Origin of the sequence: Flavobacterium piscisymbiosum (assembly GCF_020905295.1) — a bacterium.
Taxonomy (GTDB): domain Bacteria; phylum Bacteroidota; class Bacteroidia; order Flavobacteriales; family Flavobacteriaceae; genus Flavobacterium; species Flavobacterium piscisymbiosum.
The window spans coordinates 1988626-2012746 of the sequence record NZ_JAJJMM010000001.1 but is presented as its reverse complement, the minus strand read 5'-3'; the positions used below and the strand labels follow the sequence as shown (position 1 = coordinate 2012746).

Annotated in this window: 26 protein-coding genes and 1 riboswitch; of the genes, 16 read left to right on the top strand and 10 right to left on the bottom strand. The window is 34.0% G+C overall.

Annotation, left to right across the window (positions count from 1 at the left end):
* Nucleotides 1-46: 46 nt before the first annotated feature.
* Nucleotides 47-682 (top strand): polysaccharide deacetylase family protein, encoded by a 636-nt coding sequence (locus tag LNP81_RS08985; RefSeq protein ID WP_230035141.1) that lies wholly within the window; start codon nt 47-49, stop codon nt 680-682.
* A gap of 28 nt (nt 683-710) precedes the next feature.
* On the opposite strand, the gene LNP81_RS08980 is transcribed toward LNP81_RS08985, so the two are convergent.
* The 8 genes from LNP81_RS08980 to LNP81_RS08945 all read right to left on the bottom strand — a co-directional run bounded on the left by LNP81_RS08980 (nt 711) and on the right by LNP81_RS08945 (nt 5671).
* Complete coding sequence (locus LNP81_RS08980; RefSeq protein ID WP_068844990.1) at nt 711-1013, bottom strand: thioredoxin family protein; 303 nt, start codon at nt 1011-1013, stop codon at nt 711-713.
* 74 nt (nt 1014-1087) lie between these two features.
* Nucleotides 1088-2323 carry a metallophosphoesterase gene (locus LNP81_RS08975; protein ID WP_230035140.1) on the bottom strand — a complete coding sequence of 412 codons (1236 nt, stop codon included), beginning with the start codon at nt 2321-2323 and terminating at the stop codon, nt 1088-1090.
* 177 nt (nt 2324-2500) lie between these two features.
* Nucleotides 2501-2689 carry a hypothetical protein gene (locus tag LNP81_RS08970; protein ID WP_230035139.1) on the bottom strand — a complete coding sequence of 63 codons (189 nt, stop codon included), beginning with the start codon at nt 2687-2689 and terminating at the stop codon, nt 2501-2503.
* Nucleotides 2690-2795: 106 nt separating this feature from the next.
* Nucleotides 2796-4133, bottom strand: coding sequence for a sensor histidine kinase (locus LNP81_RS08965; protein WP_230035138.1), 1338 nt, complete (start codon nt 4131-4133; stop codon nt 2796-2798).
* Nucleotides 4134-4143: 10 nt separating this feature from the next.
* Nucleotides 4144-4818, bottom strand: a complete 675-nt coding sequence (locus tag LNP81_RS08960) for a response regulator transcription factor (protein ID WP_230035137.1) — start codon at nt 4816-4818, stop codon at nt 4144-4146.
* A gap of 189 nt (nt 4819-5007) precedes the next feature.
* The gene (locus tag LNP81_RS08955) at nt 5008-5190 is read right to left on the bottom strand and encodes a hypothetical protein (protein ID WP_230035136.1); all 183 of its coding nucleotides are present in this window, start codon (nt 5188-5190) and stop codon (nt 5008-5010) included.
* A gap of 48 nt (nt 5191-5238) precedes the next feature.
* Nucleotides 5239-5421, bottom strand: coding sequence for a hypothetical protein (locus LNP81_RS08950; protein WP_230035135.1), 183 nt, complete (start codon nt 5419-5421; stop codon nt 5239-5241).
* A 52-nt stretch (nt 5422-5473) separates the two neighbouring features.
* Nucleotides 5474-5671, bottom strand: a complete 198-nt coding sequence (locus tag LNP81_RS08945; RefSeq protein ID WP_230035133.1) for a hypothetical protein — start codon at nt 5669-5671, stop codon at nt 5474-5476.
* A 313-nt stretch (nt 5672-5984) separates the two neighbouring features.
* On the opposite strand from LNP81_RS08945, the gene polA reads away from it, so the two are divergent.
* From polA to LNP81_RS08925, 4 genes are all read left to right on the top strand, one after another.
* Nucleotides 5985-8831 (top strand): DNA polymerase I, encoded by a 2847-nt coding sequence (gene polA / locus LNP81_RS08940; protein ID WP_230035131.1) that lies wholly within the window; start codon nt 5985-5987, stop codon nt 8829-8831.
* 121 nt (nt 8832-8952) lie between these two features.
* Nucleotides 8953-9153: a hypothetical protein gene (locus LNP81_RS08935; protein WP_230035129.1), complete on the top strand. Its 201-nt coding sequence runs from the start codon at nt 8953-8955 to the stop codon at nt 9151-9153.
* 12 nt (nt 9154-9165) lie between these two features.
* Nucleotides 9166-9519, top strand: coding sequence for a hypothetical protein (locus tag LNP81_RS08930; protein ID WP_230035127.1), 354 nt, complete (start codon nt 9166-9168; stop codon nt 9517-9519).
* 130 nt (nt 9520-9649) lie between these two features.
* Complete coding sequence (locus LNP81_RS08925; RefSeq protein WP_230035124.1) at nt 9650-10771, top strand: hypothetical protein; 1122 nt, start codon at nt 9650-9652, stop codon at nt 10769-10771.
* A gap of 67 nt (nt 10772-10838) precedes the next feature.
* Here the strand turns inward: LNP81_RS08925 and LNP81_RS08920 are convergent, their stop codons facing one another.
* Entirely contained in the window at nt 10839-11864 is a 1026-nt protein-coding gene (locus LNP81_RS08920) for a LacI family DNA-binding transcriptional regulator (RefSeq protein ID WP_230035122.1), read from the bottom strand.
* 195 nt (nt 11865-12059) lie between these two features.
* Here LNP81_RS08920 and LNP81_RS08915 point away from each other — a divergent pair, with 195 nt between their 5' ends.
* From LNP81_RS08915 to tsf, 6 genes are all read left to right on the top strand, one after another.
* The gene (locus LNP81_RS08915) at nt 12060-12806 is read left to right on the top strand and encodes a ferritin-like domain-containing protein (RefSeq protein WP_230035120.1); all 747 of its coding nucleotides are present in this window, start codon (nt 12060-12062) and stop codon (nt 12804-12806) included.
* 26 nt (nt 12807-12832) lie between these two features.
* On the top strand, nt 12833-13645 hold the full coding sequence (locus LNP81_RS08910) for a ferritin-like domain-containing protein (protein ID WP_230035118.1): 813 nt from the start codon (nt 12833-12835) through the stop codon (nt 13643-13645).
* Nucleotides 13646-13837: 192 nt separating this feature from the next.
* Complete coding sequence (gene rplM / locus LNP81_RS08905; RefSeq protein WP_230035116.1) at nt 13838-14293, top strand: 50S ribosomal protein L13; 456 nt, start codon at nt 13838-13840, stop codon at nt 14291-14293.
* The gene (gene rpsI, locus LNP81_RS08900) at nt 14293-14679 is read left to right on the top strand and encodes a 30S ribosomal protein S9 (RefSeq protein ID WP_099710716.1); all 387 of its coding nucleotides are present in this window, start codon (nt 14293-14295) and stop codon (nt 14677-14679) included. Before rplM ends, rpsI begins: the two co-directional genes overlap by 1 nt.
* Nucleotides 14680-14855: 176 nt before the next feature.
* Nucleotides 14856-15656 carry a 30S ribosomal protein S2 gene (rpsB, locus tag LNP81_RS08895; RefSeq protein WP_072954405.1) on the top strand — a complete coding sequence of 267 codons (801 nt, stop codon included), beginning with the start codon at nt 14856-14858 and terminating at the stop codon, nt 15654-15656.
* Nucleotides 15657-15792: 136 nt separating this feature from the next.
* Complete coding sequence (gene tsf, locus LNP81_RS08890) at nt 15793-16755, top strand: translation elongation factor Ts (protein ID WP_230035114.1); 963 nt, start codon at nt 15793-15795, stop codon at nt 16753-16755.
* Between the two features lie 564 nt (nt 16756-17319).
* Here the strand turns inward: tsf and LNP81_RS08885 are convergent.
* A complete protein-coding gene (locus LNP81_RS08885) occupies nt 17320-19437 on the bottom strand; it encodes a M3 family metallopeptidase (protein WP_230035112.1) in 2118 nt (705 codons plus the stop codon).
* Nucleotides 19438-19617: 180 nt separating this feature from the next.
* Between LNP81_RS08885 and LNP81_RS08880 the strand changes: the two genes are divergently transcribed.
* The 5 genes from LNP81_RS08880 (at nt 19618) to thiC (ending at nt 24115) form a co-directional block, all read left to right on the top strand.
* Complete coding sequence (locus LNP81_RS08880) at nt 19618-20298, top strand: queuosine precursor transporter (protein WP_230040892.1); 681 nt, start codon at nt 19618-19620, stop codon at nt 20296-20298.
* The gene (locus tag LNP81_RS08875; RefSeq protein WP_230035110.1) at nt 20295-20933 is read left to right on the top strand and encodes a hypothetical protein; all 639 of its coding nucleotides are present in this window, start codon (nt 20295-20297) and stop codon (nt 20931-20933) included. The genes LNP81_RS08880 and LNP81_RS08875 overlap by 4 nt, the downstream gene beginning before the upstream one ends.
* A complete protein-coding gene (locus LNP81_RS08870) occupies nt 20933-21499 on the top strand; it encodes a DNA-3-methyladenine glycosylase I (RefSeq protein ID WP_230035108.1) in 567 nt (188 codons plus the stop codon). The genes LNP81_RS08875 and LNP81_RS08870 overlap by 1 nt, the downstream gene beginning before the upstream one ends.
* A gap of 119 nt (nt 21500-21618) precedes the next feature.
* Nucleotides 21619-21716, top strand: a riboswitch (TPP riboswitch).
* An 86-nt stretch (nt 21717-21802) separates the two neighbouring features.
* On the top strand, nt 21803-22009 hold the full coding sequence (thiS, locus tag LNP81_RS08865) for a sulfur carrier protein ThiS (RefSeq protein ID WP_230035106.1): 207 nt from the start codon (nt 21803-21805) through the stop codon (nt 22007-22009).
* Nucleotides 22010-22291: 282 nt separating this feature from the next.
* On the top strand, nt 22292-24115 hold the full coding sequence (gene thiC, locus LNP81_RS08860) for a phosphomethylpyrimidine synthase ThiC (protein WP_230035104.1): 1824 nt from the start codon (nt 22292-22294) through the stop codon (nt 24113-24115).
* The last annotated feature ends 6 nt before the right edge of the window (nt 24116-24121 follow it).

Below are 24121 nucleotides of genomic sequence, written 5' to 3'. Positions count from 1 at the left end.
ATAGCGCTGCATTTTTTATTTTTACATATCTGTAAAACAAATTAAAATGAGCTTTTATTGGGTAAAAACAAATTCATTCATAAAAAGGGTATTTTCTAAGTACTGTTGGGACATTCCAAACAACGAAAAGAAAATATACCTCACCTTTGATGATGGCCCAACTCCGGAGATTACAGACTGGGTTTTATCTGAATTGAAAAAGTTTGATGCAAAGGCGACTTTCTTTTGCATAGGAAAAAACATAAAAGCCAATTTAGCATTATTCGAAAAACTACTCACAGACGGACATGCCATAGGCAACCATACCATGAACCATGTAAATGGATGGAAAAGCAACAATAATGATTACATAGAGAATGTAAAAAATTGTGCTGCTGTTCTGGAAGAAGAGAAAACATGCAATATGATATTTCGCCCGCCCTACGGGAAAATAAAAAAGGCGCAATCTAAAATTCTAAGAAAACTAGGCTATAAGATTATTATGTGGGATGTTTTGAGTGCAGACTTCGACCAATCTATCACTCCTGAAAAATGCCTTGAAAACGTGACTAAAAACGTAAAGTCAGGAAGCGTAATTGTATTTCATGACAGCATAAAGGCGTCGCCTAATTTAAAATTTGCGTTGCCTAAAACGTTGCACTTTTTAAAGGAAAATGGATATACATTTGATATTATTCACTAAATAATACCAACTAAAGAGTAGTTATATTTTATAGATTGAATTGTTCCTGGACAATTCCGATAATTGTATTGGCATCAAGTTCGCCCGATTGTCTCCAGATCATTTGTCCTTCTTTATAAATCATTAAAGTAGGTAATCCCTTTATACGAAGCGCTTCTGCTAATTCCTGATTTTTATCCACATCAATTTTAATCACTTTGGCTTTATCGCCTAGCGCAGCCGCAACATCCTTAATAACAGGATGCATCGATACAGATGATTCGTTCCAGTCTGTGTAAAAATCAATTAACACCGGAACCTGAGCATTTATAAGTTCTCCAAATTTTGACATAAAACCAAAAATTTAATTCTTTTTTATTCTGTTAAAAAGAGATAATTATATACAAATGTAGCATTTTTAACGAATTAAGCCACATTGTTCCCTTTTTTTAGTTCAATCACTGTAATTTCGGGCATGATACCCACTCGTCCCGGATAAGCGTGAAAACCAAATCCGCGATTTACATAAACGTATCGGCCAACATTTTCGTATAATCCTGCCCATTGTTTATAAATGTATTGCGCAAGACTCCACTTAAAATATCCCGGAATTTCAATTCCAAATTGCATACCGTGCGTATGACCCGCCAACGTTAAATGAAAGTTTTTAGGATGATTTTTTATCTCATACTCCCAATGACTCGGATCATGACTCATTAGCACTTTAAAATCGTCCTGATGCACGTTTTGAGATGCTTTGTTTAAATCTCCTGCCTTTTTAAAATTATGCCCCCAGTTCTCTACTCCAATAAGTGCAATCTTATCATCGCCTTTTTGGATATAAGTATGTTCGTTAAGCAAAAGTTCAAATCCTATTTGTCCGTAAAGACTTTTTATTCCTTTGAAGTTTTCATCTTTTTCTTTTTCAGAAGGCCATGTAACATATTCTCCGTAATCATGATTTCCTAAAACTGAAAACTTCCCGTATTTATAATCTTTTATTCTATTGAAAGTTTCTAACCAAGGATGCATTTCTTTAGCATGAGTATTTACAATATCTCCTGTAAATAAAATCATATCCGCTTCCTGCTCATTAATCAAATCAATAGCATAATTTATTTTATCCGGATTATCAAAACTTCCGCTATGAACATCTGAAATCTGAGTAATTTTAAATCCATCAAAAGCATCCGGTAAATCAGGAAAATAAATCGTCTGTCTGAAAACTTTAAAATTATATTTCCCTTCAAAAATTCCGTAAATCAATGATAAAAAAGGAACCGCCGCCAAACCTAATGCAATCTGACTCACAAACTTTCGTCTGTTTGGCATCATTTCTGAGCGAGGGGCATTATACATGAAATAGTTTAAAATACTTGCTCCTATTCTAAAAATATCTTCGCCAAACATTACTAGCGTTAAAACTATTTTTGGCACATAAACCAATAACATCAAACCCATTGTAAACATGGTTTGCTTGGTTTGCCCAACAGAACGATCAAATTGCGTAAAAGAGTAAATGATAAAAATTAAAAGCAGTAAACTTATAACTTGATAACTCACCAAAACCCATCTTAATCTGATTAAAGTACGAAAGGCTTGATAAGAATAGAACTCAATAAATAAAAAAAGAGCACATAGCAGTACAAAACGTAAGATCATTATTTAATAGTTTTAAGCAAAGTAACAAAGAATGAATTTTTTATTGCTTTTTATTATCAAAAATTTAACTCAAATAAATAACAAAAAGCTGATAGATTTCTCTACCAGCTTTTTCTCTACCAAATTTTTTAAAACCTTTATAATCCACAACACGGTTTAAATCAAACCTGCGTTGTTTTATTTTTTAGCTTCTGGTTTAGCTGCTTCAGCTTTTACTTCGGCTTTTTTAGCTTTTTTATCTGCTTTTTTGTCTTTCTTAGGAGCTTTTGCTTCTTTTGCCGGAGTTGTTTGTGCTGGAGTTGTTTGAGCGCTTACCATTGCAGTTGTTCCTAAAACAGCTACTGCTAACATTACTAATTTTTTCATGATTGAAGTTTTTATGATTATTAATACTTTCATTTATTATACCTCAAAGATATATACGCTAAATGAAGACAAAATGAAGATTGAACGACTTTGAAAAAATTAACGTTTAATTATGTTTTAAAACCTCCGGGAACAGCAACATAAAGGTTGTACCTTCATTTAAAGCAGAAGAAACTTTTATCTCGATATGATGAAAAGATGCAATACTATCCGCAATCGCAAGCCCTAACCCCTGACCTTCCTGATCAGAGCTTATTCTGGCAAACCTGTTGAATATATTTTCGATTTGAGAATCATTCATTCCAATGCCTGAATCAGTTATAGAAATAAAATATTTATTTTCTAAAAAACCATCTGTAACTTCAATGCTTCCTTGTGGCTTATTGTATTTTATGGCATTGGTTACCAAATTATAAATCAGAATATGAATAAGTGTTTTATTTCCTGTAAAGATATAATCATGCTGCATTTTGTTTAAAAACTGAATTTCCCTGTCTTCTATCCTATCCTCCAGATCTTCTTGCAAATCAGTAACAAGTTCATGAAAATTAATACTTTCATTTGCCTCATACTGATTGTTTTCGATTCTGGAAATCAACAATAAGTTATTGATAATTTTTTTCAGCATATCTAAAGTTCTTAACGAACCTGCAATTTTATCGAAAGCATTATCATCAAGAGAATCATTTTGAAGCAAATTCTCAAACTTGTTTTTAAGCAAAGCTATAGGAGTAAGCAATTCATGCGAAACATTCGAAATAAATTGTTTTTCTTTTTTAAAAAGCTCTGCAATACGATCCATCATTTGGTTCAAAACAAAATCGAGCTCCCTAAAATCTCTCGACCTTGCTTTTATTGGCGTATGATCAAATGCTTCAGGTTCGTTGACACGCCTTATTTTGGTATCAATAATTTTATAAAAAGGCTTCAGTAAATATTCAATATAAAAAGTATCTGCCAAAAAGGTAATCAGCAGGATAACCACAAAAACAATGATAATAAAAAACCTGATGATAAAAGTAAGGTCATTTATTTCAGCAAGACTGCTTCCTATTTCTAAATTATATCCCTGATTGCCAAAAGTAAAATGATATTGCAAAATTCTGTATTCATTTTCTTCACCTTCTATAATGCGATATTCATTAGTAAAAACAGCTTTCTTTTTGGCAATTTTTACAGGCGATTTAGAAAGTACTAAAAACTCACTATGTAAGGTAGAAAACTGCGAATAGGTTTCGGTTGAATCATCTGAATTTTCGATAAAATCATTTATTTCATTTTGATCTAAATGTTGTATGAATTTTTGTTTTTTTTCCAGCAATCCATTATTAATATGTCTGTAAACAACATTTTCGACCAGAATAGGCAACATTAGCCATAAAACCAAAATCACCAACAACCTTGTTAGTGCATTAAAAATAGCCAATTGATGCTTTATCTTCACAGTATTTTATTTACTCATTAATACGATAACCAACATTTCTAACGGTTTCAAACCAATCTATAGCCGTATGTTTGTCGAGTTTTTTACGAAGATTTCGAACATGAACATCTATAAAATTAGAATCTGAATTTACCTCGAGGATATCTCCCCAAATATGTTCTGTAAGTTGTAATCTGGTAATTACACGATTTTTGTTTAAAACCAAATACTGAAAAATATCAAATTCTTTTTTGGTAAGACTAATTGGAACACTATCGTAGCTCACTTTATAATCCTGAAGCTGCAGCAAAAAACCGTGAATACTTAAACTGTTTACAGTAAAACCATGAATTCTGCGAATTACAGCAAACAAACGCGCACTAAGTTCTGTTAATGCAAACGGTTTAGTCAAATAATCATCGGCACCAAGATGCAGACCATTTATTCTGTCATCTAATTCACCTCGCGCCGTAAGAACAATAACCGCTATTTTCGATTTTGTTTTTCGAACCGTTTGCAAAACCTCAAATCCATCTCCGTCAGGCAAACCAAGATCCAGAAGCATCGCATCATAATCGTTACTATTTACTTCTTCAAGGGCATCGGCACAATTATGAGCAATCTTGCAAACATAACCTACGTTGCATAAAAAATCATAAACTTCAACAGCTAGTTCCTTATTATCTTCAACAATTAAAATATTCATAACAGAGCATTTAAGCGCAACTAAATTTAATCAATTCTAAAAAACATTATTGCGCATTATTAAAAAATTAACGAATTAAAAAAAGCTGATAAATTTCTTTACCAGCTTTCTCCATCTGCATTCTCATAATCATTACTTCTGTTTTGCCTCCTTTACAATTCTTTGAAAGCAAAACAAAAACAACTTTTATTACTTCATTTTAGTTGCTTCTGCTTTAGGAGCCTCTGCTTTTACTTTTTTATCAGCTTTGTTTTTGTGATGTTTTGTAGCTTTAACTTCTTTTGCAGGAGCTGCCTGAGTTGGAGTTGTTTGAGCGCTAACCATTGCACTTGTACCTAAAACTGCTGCTAATACAATAAATAAATTTTTCATGATGTCTTGATTTTAAATTAAATTAACCTTTTATAACAACCTATTTTCTTATTTTACTTTTGAAGTTTCTGCCTTTGGAGCTTCTGCTTTTACTTTTTTATCAGCTTTATTTTTATGATGTTTTGTCGCTTTAACTTCTTTTGCAGGTGTTGCCTGAGTTGGAGTTGTTTGAGCGCTAACCATTGCGCTTGTTCCTAAAACCGCTGCTAATACAATAAATAAATTTTTCATGATGTCTTGATTTTTAAATTAAATAACCTTTTATATTATAATTCCTTTTTTCTTATTTTTTCACTTTAGCTGTCTCTACTTTAGTAGCCTCGCTTTTTTCTGATTTCACTTTTTTATCCGCTTTGTTTTTTGAATGTTTTGCAGCTTTAACTTCTTTTGCCGGAGCTGTTTTAATATCTTTTGCAGGAAATGCACTTACCATTACACTTGTTCCTAAAACTGCTACTAATAGCATTAATAAATTTCTCATGATTTCTATTTTTTAAAATTGATTCCTTTTATTTTATAGATCAAATGTACCCCTGTAATATGAAGACAAAATGAAGAAAACCTCCTGCATAAATATTTTAACTTGACATTAACTATTGGGGCTTTTTCCTCCATATAAGTAATATAAGTTCATTTAATTTTATCAACGAGATATTAGACATACTGCTTCGCGTCTTTACAATGCTATTCATCTCTACTAAAATGAACTTATATTACTTATATGGTAAAAAATTTCTTTTTTGATTATTTTTTGAGACCCAATTGTTTATTTTTACAGACTAATAATTTTTTTTATGTCAACTCAAAAACGTCTTTTTCTTCTCGATGCTTATGCATTAATTTTTCGTGGTTATTATGCTTTTATAAAAAATCCACGAATCAACTCAAAAGGAATGGATACATCAGCGATTATGGGATTCATGAATTCGCTTTTGGATGTTATTAAACGTGAAAAACCAGATCATTTGGCTGTAGCTTTTGATAAAGGCGGAAGTCATGTAAGAACCGAAATGTTTACAGAATATAAAGCCAATCGTGACGCTACTCCGGAAGCAATTAAAATTGCCGTGCCTTATATTCAGGAATTATTAAGAGCAATGCACATTCCTATTATAGAGATAGAAGGCTGCGAAGCAGATGATTTGATTGGAACAATTGCTAAACAAGCTGAAAAAGAAAACTACAAAGTCTTTATGGTAACACCAGATAAGGATTTTGCTCAATTGGTTTCTGAAAATATATTTATGTACAAACCAGCCCGTATGGGAAATGGTATCGAAATTTGGGGAGTTCCTGAAGTTTTGGCAAAATTTGAAATCGAAAAACCAGAACAGGTAATTGATTTTCTTGGAATGATGGGAGATGCTGTCGATAACATTCCTGGATTACCAGGAGTTGGCGAAGTGACTGCCAAAAAATTCCTGAAAGAATTTGGTTCGATGGAAAACCTTCTTGAAAACACGCATTTACTGAAAGGTAAAATGAAAGAGAATATCGAAGCCAATAAAGAAAAAGGAATTTTATCTAAAAAATTAGCCACTATTATATGCGATTGTGATGTAGTTTTTAATGAAAATGACTACGAACTTTCGCGTCCTGATATCGAAAAAACTGATGCTATTTTCCAGGAATTGGAATTTAGAAGAATGGCCGAACAATTTGATAATTTATTTAAAGCAGGCGGCGGAAATGAACTAGCAAATGCAGGTCAGCCTTCGGATGCTAAATTGTACAAAAAACCACAACCCAAAAACGAAGATCAGTTTGATCTTTTTGGAGGCGGTGCCACTACAGATGAAAACACAGAAGAGAGAACTTCGTTTTACAATACTTTAGAAAACACACCTCACTCCTATCAAGCCATTGAAGGTGATTTAGGAATTAAATTGCTTTTGCAGAATTTACAAAAACAGACTGCTGTTTGTTTTGATACTGAAACTACTGGCCTGGATGCTTTGCACGCAGAACTAGTAGGAATGTCTTTTGCTTATGAAAAAGGAAAAGCATTTTATGTTCCGTTTCCGGAAAGTCAGGAAGAAGCTCAGATTTTAGTAGATAAATTTAAACCGTTTTTCGAAAATGAAAACATCGAAAAAATTGGTCAAAACTTAAAATACGACTTAAAGATCCTTTCTAATTATGGCGTTATCGTAAAAGGAAAACTTTTTGACACCATGATTGCGCACTATTTGATTAATCCGGATATGCGCCATAATATGGATATTTTAGCAGAAACGTATTTGAAATATTCTCCAAAATCAATTGAAACATTAATTGGTAAAAAAGGAAAAAATCAAATTACAATGCGTGATGTAGCTCTTGAAGACATCAAGGAATATGCTGCAGAAGATGCTGATATTACATTACAATTAAAAGAACTTTTTACTGCCGAATTAGACAAAACCGAAACTAAGAAGTTATTCGACGAAATCGAAATTCCATTAGTAAGCGTTTTAGCCGATATGGAAACAGAAGGAATTCGTTTAGATGTTGAGTTTTTAAGTATAATGTCTAAAGAAATGGACATCGAAATTAAATCTCTGGAAGAAAAAATATACGAAACCGCCGGCGAGAAATTCAATCTGGCCTCTCCAAAACAATTAGGAGATATTTTATTTGATAAATTAAAAATTGGCGGAGCAAAACAAAAGAAAACCAAAACTGGTCAATACGCAACTGGCGAAGAGGTTTTGACTTATTTAGCAAACGACAATCCAATTGTAAAACAAATCCTGGATTGGCGTCAAATGGTAAAACTACAAAGCACTTATATTTTGGCTTTGCCGGAACAAGTAGACAAAAAAACATTACGTGTTCATACTGATTACATGCAAACTGTTGCCGCAACGGGACGTTTGAGTTCTAATAATCCGAACTTGCAGAATATTCCAATTCGTACAGAAAGAGGTCGTCAGATTCGTAAAGCATTTGTAGCTCGCGATGAAAACCATACTTTAATCTCTGCGGATTACTCGCAGATAGAATTAAGAATTATTGCCGCTTTAAGCGGAGAAGAAAATATGATTGCCGCTTTCAAAAACGGAGAAGACATTCACAAAGCAACTGCTGCAAAAGTTTTTGATGTTCCTTTGGATGAAGTTTCGCGCGAACAAAGAAGTAATGCCAAAACGGTAAACTTCGGGATTATATATGGTGTTTCTGCTTTTGGTTTAAGTAATCAGACTTCATTGTCCCGTAGCGAAAGTGCTGCTTTGATTGAAGCGTATTACAAAACTTATCCAAGATTAAGATCTTATATTAACGAACAAATAGAATTTGCCCGTGAAAATGGATACGTACAAACGATTTTAGGCCGTCGCCGATATTTAAAAGATATTAACTCTGCAAATGCCGTGGTTAGAAGTGCTGCCGAAAGAAATGCTGTAAATGCACCAATTCAGGGAAGTGCTGCCGATGTGATTAAAATCGCGATGATCAACATCCACAAAAAATTAAAAGAAGAAAACTGGAAATCAAGAATGTTACTTCAGGTACATGATGAGCTTGTGTTCGATGTTCACAATGATGAACTCGAGAAAATTCAGCCTATGATTAAACACGAAATGGAAAATGCATTTATGATGAGCGTTCCTTTAGATGTTGAACTTGGTTTGGGTAAAGATTGGCTGGAAGCGCATTAAATAAACATTTATTACATTTATTTCTCAATAGAGTCTCTTCATTAAAACCAAAATAATGAACAAGAAAATTCATACATTGCAAAAAATATAAAATAATAAGATTAATCTTCTTTAAATAAAAATGAAAAAAAATACCTTATTAGCAATAATATCAATTTGCATACTTGGAACAGTAAATTTATTTTGGTTTATACAATCTGTTGCATCAATACCAATAGATCAGGCAGTATACTATCGGTTATCACAAATCATAGGATTTCTAGAATTTGTAGCGTATGCCGGATTATTGCCTTTTTTTGTAGCATTATACAAAAAACAATAAATAAAGAGTATCATGAATGAAGAATTAAATAAACTTTTTGAGATTAAAAATACTCAACAAGAAGAAGATACAGACTCAGATGTATTCAACATAATTGTTCACATCGTGATCAGAATAATCATTCCTCTTTTTATTTTTTTTCTATTATACTCGATTGTAGATTATTCAGGCAACATAGGAATGGCATATATCGCTTTTTTCTTTTCTCTTTTTATCCTTTTTTTAATAATTGTTGCCCTTTTAATTGAGGCTTCTAACCTTAATAAAAAGAATAAAATATATTTAAGAAATACCAATTATGTCATATTAGCTTTTTATTCCCTTCCTTTTATATTGGGATTAATTTTAATTGCAAGAAATTCTTAAATAAAATCCACAATGTAATTATAAAAAAGACATTGAATTTAAACCAATTTTCGCCAATCATAATGAGTGTTCCTTTAGATATAGAAATTGGTTTGGGTAAAGATTGACCGGAAGCTCATTAAAAACTGAAATGAAAAAGAAAACAATCAAATACTCCATTGCGACAATAATCATTTTGTTTTTAGTATATCAAATTAATGTTGGCCTCGCTTTGGGTATTGATACTTTTTTTATAAATCTTTTTCCTCGCACAAAATTACCAAGCGAACTTGTCTATTATAAAAATTTATCCGAAGTAAAAAAATTCGGCAATCATGACATAACATTATTTCATAAAGGAGGAGCATATAATTTTAATTTTCAGGTTCTTTCAATTTCTAATGATAAAATCATGGTTAAAGTGATCACCAAAACAGAAGCCTTTGATCATGGAGGAGGAAATAGTGGTAGTAATTTTTCTAACACATTATTTAAGTTAGATTCCTTTGGAAAAGTTTTAGACACAACAACCTTTAAAACTTCCTCTTCAGATCAATCTGAGTTTGGTGATATTGTTTTACTTAATAAGCAAATAGTAAACAAAGCGTTTTTATACTATCAAACTTGGCCAGCAGATGGAAACAAAGCAAAACAAGCATTTATCGCCTTAAACAAAGACTTAACCTGGACTACCGAAAGATTATCAAAATATTATTACGACACTATAGTTCCAAATTCTATTTATCTGGAACCTTTTTATGCATGGAGAGATGACTCAATACCTGTTGACAAAAGAGAATCCATAGTTTATTTTGCAAATAACCAATGGCATGTACTATATGGAGTTGGTTCAGAGATATCGAAAAATGCCCGAATTCAAAGCGATGATCATAATAAAAAAATCATTAATGAAAATCTGTTAAGCGATATACCTTACGATAAAATAAAAATCAAATACTATCAGAAATTAAAATACGAATCAAATATGGCTGGACAGACTCAATCTAACAGTCCATATACTTATTATTACTGGCAAGGAATTGCGTATATCAATATCGCTTTTGAAAAAGACACACTAAAATTTAAAAAAGAAGATGTTTATTTGGATGATTATGACAATAAGGAAAGATCAATATATGACTCCACAAGTGACAATAAACAAAAAATGGAAAACTCAGTAAAAGAAAAATACAGCTATTATTTTAATCCTAATTTGAAGTTTACCATAATTTCTGACAACGAAACCAAAAATCTATACCTTGTCAAAAAATAAAATAACAGATTAAAAACATTGTTAAAAACAAAAAACCATTCGTTGCGGCAAATGGTTTTTTTGTTTTTTATTTTTTTCTTGTCGATTCTCGTTCTTTCAACTTCGTCTTAATAACGATAGTTTCATAATCCGAAGTTTCTTCTTCAGACTCTTCTAATCGTTTGATCAATTGTTTGGCAGCAACTTCTCCAATTTCAATTCCGTGTTGACTTACGGTTGTTAAACTTGGCGATAAACGTCTTGAAGCTAAAATTCCGTCAGCAAAACCTATAATCGAAATATCTTCAGGTACTTTATATCCTTTTTTCAAACTTACACGTAAAGCAGCAACTGAATCATTTTCATCCAAAGCAAAAATAGCGTCGATTTTGTTATCGAAAATTGCATCAATCTTAGCTTTCATATCATCTTCAGAATCGGTACGAAGAATAATTTTCTCGTTTACCGGAATATTATTATCCGCCAAAGCTTTCAAATATCCATCTGCTCTTAATTTTCCAACGCTTAAATTATCTACAGAAGAAATTAAGGCAATATTTTTACATCCTAAATTAATTAAATGCTGTGTTGAGTTTAAAGCCGAATCAAAATCATCAACTATCACTTTATCACATTCTACTTCATCTGCAATACGGTCAAACATTACAATTGGAGTTCCGTCATTTATAATAGCAGAGAAATGGCTATAATCCTGAAGTTTCTGAGCTTCTTGAGAAACTGACAAAATAAATCCGTCAATTGTACCATTACTCAACATTTCAAGTGTATGAATTTCTTTCTCTAAAGATTCATTCGAAATACACGTGATTACATTGTATCCTTTTTTATCGGCTACTTTTTCGATACCACTAAAAACCTTAGCAAAGAAGGAGTTTAATATATTAGGTATAATTACACCAATTGTTTTCGTCTTACGATTCTTTAAATTCAGACCAATAACATTCGGTTTATAATTTTTGAGTTTGGCATACTCCTTAATCTTCACCTTCGTTTGCTCACTAATTTCCGGACTGTCATTTAACGCCTTAGAAACCGTAGATACAGAAACGCCTAATTCTTTCGCAATTTGTTTTAGAGTTGCTTTAGCTTTCATTTAAAAATAATTTTATGTAATTAGTACAAATATAGTAGAATTACCTAAAATAAAACAAAAAACACCTACCAGTATTTGAATTTGTAAGGTCTTTTTAAAATAATTTTAAAATAGTGCGATTTTTCAAAACCGCATCTCATAAAATTTCGTTAATAACTTAATACATGTTATTAACCTTTTTAAAAAACCTTGATTATGAAAAACGAAGTTAAAATTCATGAGGTTGACCCTTCATTGAATAACAGAAGGAGCTTCTTAAAGCTCAGCGGCTTGGCATTAGCAGGCGCAGGTCTTGTAATAGCTGGCTGCAGCAATAATGACAATGATAACGATATGGAAGACACATCCCTACCAGGAATTAGAAATGGTGTTTTTGATTTAGGCTCTGGAGATTTTGGAGTATTAACTTATGCTTATGCTCTTGAACAACTTGAAGCCGATTTTTATACTAAAGTTGTAAATGCGACAAATTTTAACGCAACTTTCAACCCTATTGAACGTCAGGTTTTAACTGATTTGTATCATCATGAGGTAGTTCACAGAGACTTTTTTAAAGCAGCTTTATCAGGAGCACTACCTAATCCAAGCTCTCAATTACTTCCTACTCTTGCTTTTAATTACGGATCCCTTAACTTCAACAGCCGTACCGAAGTTCTTGCAACAGCAAAAGCATTGGAAGATACCGGAGTTGCTGCTTATAATGGAGCAGGAAAATTAATTAAAAGTGCTGACTACTTATTATTAGCCGGAAAAATTGTTTCGGTAGAAGCCAGACATGCTTCGGCTATCAGAAGTTTAATCAATCCTAATTCTAAGGATTTTGCCGGTGATGATATTGTAACTGCATCAAATGGCTTAGATGCTGCCAAAGATCCTTCTAAAATTCTACCAATTGCCGGAGGATTTATTACCACAAAATTTACTGCCAAATATTTACCTTAATCTTAACTAGCTAAAACTTAGAAATTATGAATATTTTAAAATTTATAGAAACATTTACTGATGACAGCTTAATGAGAAGCACTGGCTCTAGAAGAGATAGTTTTAATCAGTTTGGAAACATAGGAAAAACACTGGCATATGCATCAATCCCGTTTGGATTATCTGCAATGGCAAACAAGGCATTAGCAAAAGATATCACAGCAACACCTGCAACACCTATTGGAGCTTTGCAATTTGCCTTAACTTTAGAATATCTGGAAAACGAATTTTACGCCATGGCATTAGATTCAGGAGTAATTCCTGCATCAGAAAACGGTGGACGTGATTTAAAAGTTTTTCAGCAAATAGCAGCACACGAATCCAGTCATGTTAAATTTTTAATTGCAGGACTAGGCGGACCAGCAAGTGCTAATTTTGTTGCAAAACCTACTTTTGACTTTACTGTGGGCGGAACATTTAATCCGTTTGGCGACTATCAAACCTTTTTAGCATTGGCACAAGCCTTTGAAGATACAGGCGTAAGAGCCTATAAAGGTCAGGCAGGAAATTTAATTTCTACACCAGATTTATTGACTGCAGCATTACAAATACACTCTGTAGAAGCACGTCATGCATCAGAAGTGCGACGACTACGCGGACTAAAAGGATGGATTTCTAATGATGAAAGAGGTGCAGGAATGCCAGCAGCTACTCAAGCCGTTTATGCTGGCGAAGGCGTTACAGTACAAGCCGGATTTAATACAGCCGCTGCATTTGGAGCTTCCGCAGGATCAGAAGCTTATGATGAGCCACTTACGACACAACAGGTCGTTGACATCGCAAATATCTTTATTGTTTAACAAAACAATTCTAAATATTGAACCACCTTCGCGTTATTGTGAAGGTGGTTTTTTTTTATTGTTTTAAATATAAAACTGATGTCCTGATTTTCAGCAGATAAAATATTCTTTTCAGGTATTTGGTTTTAAAATAATTAATTGTACTTTTGCATCCCCTTTATTGGGGATGGAATGTTTAATTAAAATAATATTATGGACGCATTAAGCTACAAGACAATTTCAGCAAGCAAAGCCACTGTTACTAAAGAGTGGATTGTTGTAGACGCTGAAGGTCATAACTTAGGTCGTCTTGCTTCAAAGGTTGCAATGATCTTAAGAGGTAAGTACAAACCAAGTTACACACCACACGTTGACTGTGGAGATAACGTAATTGTTATCAACTCAGAAAAAATTAACCTTACAGGTAGAAAAATGGATGACAAAGTTTACGTACGTCATACAGGTTACCCAGGAGGACAAAGAACTTTAACTGCTAAAGTATTGCAATCTAAAAACCCTGCATTATTAGTAGAAAAAGCTGTAAAAGGAATGTTACCTAAAAACAAATTAGGAGCTGAACTTTTTAGAAATCTAAATGTTGTTGTAGGAGCTGAGCACAAACAAGGAGCTCAAAAACCTAGAACTGTTAACCTAAACGATCTTAAGTAATGGGAGTTATTCACAAAATCGGTAGAAGAAAAACCGCTGTTGCACGTGTATATGTTTCTGAAGGAACAGGAAAAATCACTGTAAACAAAAAAGAATTCGCAACTTACTTTCCAACTGCAACTTTACAATACAAAGTTTTACAACCATTGTCTATGACAGAAAATGTAAACAACTTTGATGTAAAAGTAAACGTTTACGGAGGTGGTTCAACTGGTCAGGCAGAAGCTGTAAGAATGGCATTAGCACGCGTTATGTGTGAAGTAAATGCTGAAAACAGAGGTATCCTTAAACCAGAAGGTTTATTAACAAGAGATCCAAGAATGGTTGAACGTAAGAAATTCGGTCAGAAGAAAGCTCGTAAGAGATTCCAATTCTCTAAACGTTAATATTACCTGTCTTGTTCAATTAGGACAAGACATGATCAATTATTTATTGAAATTAAAAAACACAGTTGTTGTTGCTCTCCTACCGAGGTAGGAAATAGTTTAGCATCTAAATGTATAAAGCCTGGGAAACCGCCATTTATACATTGCTAATCAACAGAACGTAAACTAGTACAAAAATGGCAAACAAAATAGAAGTAAAAGACTTACTAGAAGCAGGTGTTCACTTTGGACACATGACTAGAAAATGGGATCCAAACATGGCCCCTTACATTTATATGGAGCGTAATGGTATTCACATTATCAATCTATATAAAACTGCAGCTAAAATTGAAGAAGCTAATGAAGCTTTGAAAAAAATCGCTGCATCAGGTAGAAAAATCTTATTCGTAGCTACCAAAAAACAAGCAAAAGACATCGTTGCTGAAAAAGCAAAAGCTGCAAACATGCCTTACATCACTGAAAGATGGCCTGGTGGAATGCTAACTAACTTTGTAACTATCAGAAAGGCAGTTAAAAAAATGTCTTCTATTGATAAAATGAAGAAAGATGGTACTTTCATGACGTTATCTAAAAAAGAGCGTTTGCAAGTTGATCGTCTACGTGCGAAACTAGAGAAAAACTTAGGTTCAATTGCTGACATGTCTAGACTACCAGCTGCATTGTTCGTAGTAGATATCAAAGCTGAACATATCGCAATAAAAGAAGCACAAAAATTAAACATTCCAGTTTTCGCAATGGTTGATACGAATTCTGACCCAAGAGAGGTTGATTACGTTATTCCTGCAAATGATGATGCTTCTAAATCAATTGACAAAATTTTATCTTTAGTTACTGCTGCTGTAATCGACGGTCTTTCTGACAGAGGTTCTGACAAAGAAACTGAAGCTACAACAGAAGAAGCTGCGGCTCCTGCTGCTGTAGAAGCTGCTCCTGCTGCGCCAGCTGTTGAAGCTGCTGCACCTGCAACTGAAGAATAAATCAAATTTAAATTCCAAATTTTAAATTCTAAAATCCAACCACAAATTAAAAACGTTATGTTGATAATTTAATAAAATTGGAATTTAGAATTTAAAAGATGGAATTTTTACTTTTAACATTAAAATTCAAAATATTATGGCAACAATTACTGCTGCAGACGTAAATAAATTAAGACAATCTACAGGTGCCGGAATGATGGACTGTAAAAAAGCTTTAGTTGAAGCTGATGGAGATTTCGATAAAGCTATACAAGTCCTTAGAGAAAAAGGACAAAAAGTTGCTGCTAACCGTTCTGACCGTGACTCATCTGAAGGAGCTGCTGTTTCTTTTATCAATGCTGACAATACTAAAGGAGCTATCATCACTTTAAACTGCGAAACTGATTTCGTAGGTAAAAATGAAGCTTTCGTAACCTTGGCTAAAGAATTAGTAGAAAGAGCTATTAACTTCTCTTCTAAAGAAGAATTTTTAGCTTCAGATTTCAACGGAATTACTGTTGCTGAAAAATTAATCGAGCAAACTGGTGTTATCGGTGAAAAAATCGAAATCGGTGGTTTTGAAATTTTAGAAGGTGCTTTCGTTGGATCTTATGTTCACGTTAACAAAATTGCTGCATTAACTGCAATTTCTGCTGCAATTCCTAACGCTGACGTTTTAACTAAAGATGTTTCTATGCAAGTTGCTTCTATGGGAGCTGATACATTATCTTACAAAGATTTTGATCCTGCTTTCGTTGAATCTGAACTTGCTGCTCGTATTGCTGTAATCGAAAAGGATAATGAAGAAGCAAAACGTTTAGGAAAAACTTTAAAAAATGTTCCTAAATATATTTCTTTCTCTCAATTGACTGAAGAAGTTTTAAAACAAGCTGAAGAAGATGCTAAAGCTGAATTAAAAGCTGAAGGTAAACCAGAGCAAATTTGGGACAAAATTATCCCAGGAAAAGTTCAACGTTTTATCTCTGACAATACTACTTTAGATCAAGAGAAAGCTTTGTTAGATCAAAACTTTATCAAAGACGATAGTAAAAAAGTTGGTGATTACGTTAAAGGATACAACGTTGAAATCACAGGTTTCAAAAGAGTTACTTTAGGTTAATATATTATTTCAATATAAAAAGCCCTGAATATTCATTTATTCAGGGCTTTTTTTTGTTTTAATAATTCTTGTCTTCGCTCAGATTTATAAGATTAATAAAGAGGCTGCAATTTAAGGTTTACATCAGAACAGGAGAAATTTGTTAAAGTTTTAAACCAAGAACGCAAGGAACTTTTTCTTAAACTTTGACAAGGTTTTTTCACTTTTAAACTTGTCAGACATTGCCCGTGATTTCAACCACGCGGTGCAATATTATTACGCCTCATATTGTGCTCCCGTGGTTGAAACCACGGGCTATGTTTTTGAAGACAGAAATTAAATTAGGTACCAACTTTGTCATTTATGAAATGACAAAAATGCGCATACCAACTTTAAAATTGGGTTTTCACAAAAGTTTCTTACACTCTTGGCTTTAAACTTTGACAAAGTTTAGCAAACCTGATAAACTTGCTACTAAAATCTTTATAATCCACAAATCTGTGGCAAAAAATTCAATACCAAACTCCAAAAAAAAATCCCCGAATAATTACATTATCCGAGGATTTCAACAAGAATCTAATCTTATTATTTTTTATCCTTAATCGGGAAATTTCTCGCACGCATTAAAGCATCAGATTTAGGAGCTCTTCCTCTAAAGTTCTCGTAAGCTTTCTCCTGATCAATAGTGTTTCCTACACTAAAAACATTATCATAAAGACGTTTTGCAACCTCTTTATCATACGGTCCTTTACCTTCTGTAAAAGCTTCATAAGCATCTGCATTAATTACATCTGCCCATAAGTAGCTGTAATATCCGGCAGCATATCCATCACCAGAGAAAATATGTCCAAACTGAGGAATTCTGTGACGCATTACAATTTCTGAAGGCATATGAAGCGCTTCTAAAGTCTCTTTTTCAAATTTATGAGGATCAATAGGTGAAGTTGTTAAATGTAGCTTCATATCAATCAACGAACTCGAAATTGTTTCTACAGTAGAGAATCCTTCACCAAAGTTAGACGCTTTTTCAATTCTGTCTACCAATGATTGTGGCAATGGCTGATTTGTTTTATAATTCAAAGCAAACTTATTCAACACCTCAGGAGTAGCCAGCCAATGCTCTAACAATTGAGATGGGAATTCTACGTAATCTCTCGCAACAGATGTTCCTGCTAAACTTGGATACGTTACATTAGAACATAATCCGTGAAGCGCATGTCCAAATTCATGAAATAAAGTTGTAGCATCTTCCCACGAAATCAAAACCGGATCGCTTCCCGTTCCTTTTATAAAATTACAATTGTTAGAAACAATTGTCAGAACCTCTCCATCCATTTTTTGTTGGTCACGGTAAGCATTCATCCACGCGCCAGAACGTTTTCCTGCACGAGCATAAGGATCAAAATACCATAATCCCACCACTTTACCGGTAATCTTATTACTTACTTCCCAAACACGAACATCAGGGTGGTAAACCGGAACATTGGTAATTTGTTTAAAGCTTAAATTAAATAATTCACCTGCAACCCAAAACATACCTTCACGTAAGTTCTCTAATTGCAAATAAGGTTTTACCTCATTTTGATCTAAATCGTATTTTGCTTTTCTAACTTTTTCAGCATAATAACGGTAATCCCAAGGCTGAATTTTAAATTTTCCACCTTCGGCATCCACAATTTTCTGCATTTCAGCAACATCCTGATGTACTTTTTCTACAGCAGGCTCCCAAACCGATAACATTAAATCTAATGTTTTCTTAGGATCTTTTGCCATTTTGTTAGACAAACTCCAGTCAGCAAAAGTAGGGAAACCTAACAAATTTGCTTTTTGAGTACGCAATTGCAAAATAGAAACAAGTGTTGCATTGTTATCATTTGCATTGCCATTATCACCACGTTTTACAAAAATTTCAAAAGCTTTTTCTCTTAAATCTCTACGAGTCGAGAAAGTTAAAAATGGCTCAATAGACGAACGTGTGTTTGCAACGCAACCCATCACATCCAATTTTCTGCTTTTTGCTTCAGCTATCGCAGCATTTTTTGCTTCAGCAGGCAGACCATCAAAATCGCTTTCTGTTTTTAATGCTACATATTGATTGTGCTCTTCTGCCAATAAGTTTTGACTGAATTTAGTAAAAAGACTCGCTAAATCCTGATTAATCTTAGCTACTTTTTCTTTGTCTTTTTCATTCAGTTTTGCTCCTTCACGAACAAAATCAGTATAATACAACCAAATCAAACGTTGTTGTTCGCTGGTCAGTTTTTTACTTTCTTTTGAGTTGTATAACGTCTCTATTTTAGTGAATAATTTTTTATTTTGTAAAATTTTATCATTAAAAGCAGACAGTTTAGGAGACATTTCTGTTTCAACAGCGTCAAATTCCGGAGTACTTAAAGTAGAACCATAAATTCCGTAAACGGTATAAATTCGGGCAATTGTCTTTCCTGAACGCTCTAAAGCAGCAATTGTATTATCAAAAGTTGGTGCCTTTGGATTATTTGCGATAGCATCAACCTCATTTAGTTTTTCCTGAATTGCAAATTGAAGTGCCGGTTTAAAATCCGAAACTTTGTACTCATTAAAAGCAGGAACTCCTCCGTAAGGCCCTGTCCATTTTTTCAGCAACGGATTATCTGAATTGTTTTGCGCAGTGGCCGTAAATAAAGTTGTTCCCATGAGAAAAATTGTCATTAATTTTTTCATTATCATTAATTTGATTTAAAATAAAAATAAAACATGTTATTGTTTCAAATGTAACCAAAAATCAGCATTCGAAGTAAAATTTTAACTTTCAGATTAGCATCTCACTCCACTTAATTCATAACTACCCATTTCCTGTTATAAAGAAATAGTTTAAATTTGGCACATCATTTACCACATCACATGTTTAAAACCCGAAAAGAAATTGTTTTTGTAGTCCTTGCGGGCATTTTTATAACCAATGCCGTTGTAGCTGAACTCATTGGAGGAAAATTAATTCAAATTGGACCATTTGTAATGAGTATTGGTATTTTACCCTGGCCAATCGTTTTTTTAACCACAGATTTAATCAATGAATATTTTGGCGAGAAAGGCGTAAAAAAACTGTCTTTTATAACAGCATGTTTAATTGCCTATGCTTTTTTAATATTATTTATGGCCATCGTAATTCCGGCCGCAAAAGGAATTAGTCCTGTAAACGACGAACAATTTCAGGCTGTTTTTGGCCAGAGTATGTGGATAATTGTAGGTAGTTTAATTGCTTTTATGGCATCTCAGCTAATTGATGTCTGGATATTTTGGTTCTTTAAAAGACGAACAGGAGAAAGAAAAATATGGCTCAGAACAACAGGATCAACTGTCATTTCGCAGCTATTTGACTCTTTTATTGTTCTTGGAATTGCCTTTTGGTTACCAGGAAAAATTAATTTCGAAACTTTTATATCTTCTGGACTAACAGGTTATATTTTTAAACTTTCGGTGGCTGTTTTACTAACTCCGCTAATTTATCTGGGACACCATTTAATAAAAAAATATCTTGATGAAGATACTGCTGCAGAAAAAAAAGACGACACTATCAAATGAAAAATCAAAACACAATTCTGATTTTTATTTTATGCTGCATCGTTAGCTGCAATAAAACAGATCGGGAACAATTATTGAAATCGACAACAACAATTTCAACACAAATAAAAGACATCTCAAAAAGCACCGCAGAAACCTTAACAGCTGTCAAAGATTCTATAGCCAAAACAATATTACCCGCGAAAATAAAAAACGATAAAACCGTCGTCAACGAAGCAACAATTACAAAAGACAGTACTGAAATAGGAACATTAGACAATGAAAAACTGAAAGGCTTTAGCTATTTCAAAAAATTACTTTCGACTTGCAAAACCGGAGAAACATTAACCCAAAAAGAATTAATCGAAGATCATAACATCCCGAAAGAAGGTGTAAAATTAATAAAAAGCATCACCAAAACGGCCGAAGACGAAATTGCCATTAAATGGAAATCGACCTGGCTTGTTGAAAAAATATCCGACGCAAAATTTACAGATGCCAGAATGAAAATCAAGTTCGAAGCCAATAAAATGTACACATCAGGAAAAGCAATCGGAATAAAATACAACAAAAAGATCTACAACGACTTAATTATCATTGGAAACTCTGCATATATTCCCTCTGTAAAAGGGTATCATTGGAAAATAGGAAAATAATGGAAGACAAAATAAGATGCGGTTGGTGTTCTGCCAGCGATTTATACAAAAAATATCATGACGAAGAATGGGGCAGACCCGTTTACGACGATGCGTCATTATTCGAATTTTTAATTTTAGAAACTTTTCAGGCGGGTTTAAGCTGGATTACTATTTTGAATAAAAGAGAAAATTTCAGAGCCGCTTTTGATCATTTCGATTATAAAAAAATAGCCCATTATCCCGAAGAAAAAATTGAATCCCTTTTACAAGACAGCGGAATCATTCGCAATAAACTTAAAATTCGCGCTACCATTTCAAACGCACATGCCTTTATGAAAGTGCAGGAAGAATTTGGAAGTTTCTCTAATTATATCTGGAAATTCACCAACGGAAAACCAATCGACAACAACCCAAAAACACTAAAAGACGTCCCTGCCACTACTCCACTTTCAGACGAAATTAGTAAAGACCTAAAAAAAAGAGGCTTTAAATTCGTAGGCTCAACCGTAATTTACGCTCAAATGCAAGCCACAGGAATGGTCAACGATCACGTCGAAGATTGCTTTACCAGAAAGGAAAAATAGTCTCAGTTTTTAGTCTCAGTCACAGTCTCGGTTTTCAGCTTTTAGAGCTTAATTTTTTAAGTTAAAGACTGAAAACTCAAAACCAAGACTGAAAACTTTAAAAAAAACATTATATTTGCTTCACACTTTAGGGGTGTCTGCTAATAAGCAGGCTGAGATTTTACCCTCTGAACCTGATCTAGTTCATACTAGCGTAGGGAAAAGTAAGATGACTTCTGCGCGCATTTTTATGCGCAATTGTAGCCATTCCTAGAGTAGAGATGCACTATTGTGTATCATCAAAAAACTCTAAATTCAGAAGGAATGGAACTAAAAATCAACCAACAAATCAAACAATTCAATGCTGAATCGCTAAGCGTTCAATCATTGCTCGATCTCGAAATTCCCCACAAACAAAACGGAATCGCCGTTGCCATTAACAATACCGTTGTTCCAAAAATAAACTGGAACCAACATCTCGTACACGAAACTGACGAAATTTTAATTATTTTAGCAACGCAAGGAGGATAATAAGGCTGCCTAAACGGGCTATCCGTTGCAAGTCCGCAGTCGTCAACCAAAAAAATATAGTCTTAGCAAAGCTTCCGCTGGTCGCTTTTCTAATCCTTATTTTTTACGGTTTCCTCCTTTACGGGCTTTCCACTTCTATCCCTGGCAGAAAAAACAAATTCCAAATTCCAATTTCATATCAGACGTAGACGCACTGTTGTGCGCCCCTACAATAACTCATAACTTATAACTCATAACTTATAACTTATAACTCATAACTTATAACTCATAACTTCTTTCCTTATGACTACAGAAGAACAAATCTCCAGAACCCCTTTTCCAAACTCCAAAAAAGTATATGTAAAAGGCGAAATTCATCCCATAGAAGTAGCCATGCGCGAAGTAATCCTTAGCGATACCAAACTTTCTAATGGCGGAATCGAAAAAAATCCACCCGTAACAATTTACGACACTTCAGGTCCATACACAGATCCTAATATCGAAATTGACATTCGTAAAGGATTACCAAGATTAAGAGAAGAATGGATTTTAAACAGAAATGATGTCGAAATCCTAAACGAAATCACATCAGATTACGGACAAACGAGATTAAAAGATGAAAGTTTAAATCACCTTCGTTTCGAATATTTACACCAGCCAAAACGTGCCAAAAAAGGCGCAAATGTTACACAACTATACTACGCAAAGCAAGGAATTATAACTCCGGAAATGGAATACATTGCGATTCGCGAAAACCAACGCATCGAACTTTTGAACGAGCAAACCAAAGCCATGAAATGCCAGCACAGCGGACATAGTTTTGGAGCGAACACACCAAAAAGCAAAATCACACCAGAATTTGTTCGAAGTGAAGTAGCCTGCGGAAGAGCCATAATACCCAACAATATCAACCATCCCGAAAGCGAACCTATGATTGTTGGGCGTAACTTTTTAGTAAAAATAAACGCCAATATCGGGAACAGCGCCGTAACATCAAGCATCGAAGAAGAAGTAGAAAAAGCAGTCTGGGCTTGCCGCTGGGGCGCTGACACCATCATGGATTTATCTACAGGAAAAAATATCCATGAAACCAGAGAATGGATTATTCGTAATTCTCCGGTTCCTATTGGCACCGTTCCTATTTATCAGGCATTGGAAAAAGTAAAAGGAATTGCCGAAGATTTAACCTGGGAAGTTTTCCGTGATACTTTAATAGAACAGGCAGAACAAGGTGTTTCGTATTTTACGATTCATGCCGGAGTTTTATTGCGTTACATTCACTTAACAGCTGATCGTGTTACAGGAATCGTTTCTCGTGGCGGATCGATCATGGCAAAATGGTGTTTATTTCATCATAAAGAAAACTTCTTATACACCCACTTCGAGGAAATCTGCGAAATCATGAAACAATATGATGTTGCTTTTTCTCTTGGAGATGGTTTACGTCCGGGATCTATTGCAGATGCCAACGACGCCGCTCAATTCGCCGAATTAGAAACACTTGGCGAACTAACGAAAATTGCATGGAAACATGACGTTCAGGTTTTCATCGAAGGCCCTGGTCACGTACCAATGCACATGATTAAAGAAAACATGGACAAACAATTAGAACATTGCCATGAAGCGCCATTTTATACTTTAGGACCTTTAACTACAGATATTGCACCAGGTTACGATCATATTACATCGGCCATTGGAGCAGCAATGATTGGTTGGTACGGCTGTGCGATGTTGTGTTATGTTACACCCAAAGAACATCTTGGTTTACCCAACAAAAAAGACGTAAAAGATGGCGTGATAACTTATAAAATTTCGGCTCATGCAGCCGATCTAGCTAAAGGTCATCCGGGAGCACAATATCGAGATAATGCTTTAAGCAAAGCCCGTTTCGAATTCCGTTGGGAAGATCAATTCAATCTTTCTCTTGATCCCGATACAGCACGAGAATTTCATGATGAAACCCTTCCGGCAGATGGCGCAAAAGTCGCTCATTTCTGCTCGATGTGCGGACCAAAATTCTGTTCGATGAAAATATCTCAGGAAATTCGTGATGTTGCTGCGGCCGAAAAAGGTATGCAGGAGAAATCAGAAGAGTTTATTGAGCAAGGGAAAGAGATTTATATCTAGAATAAA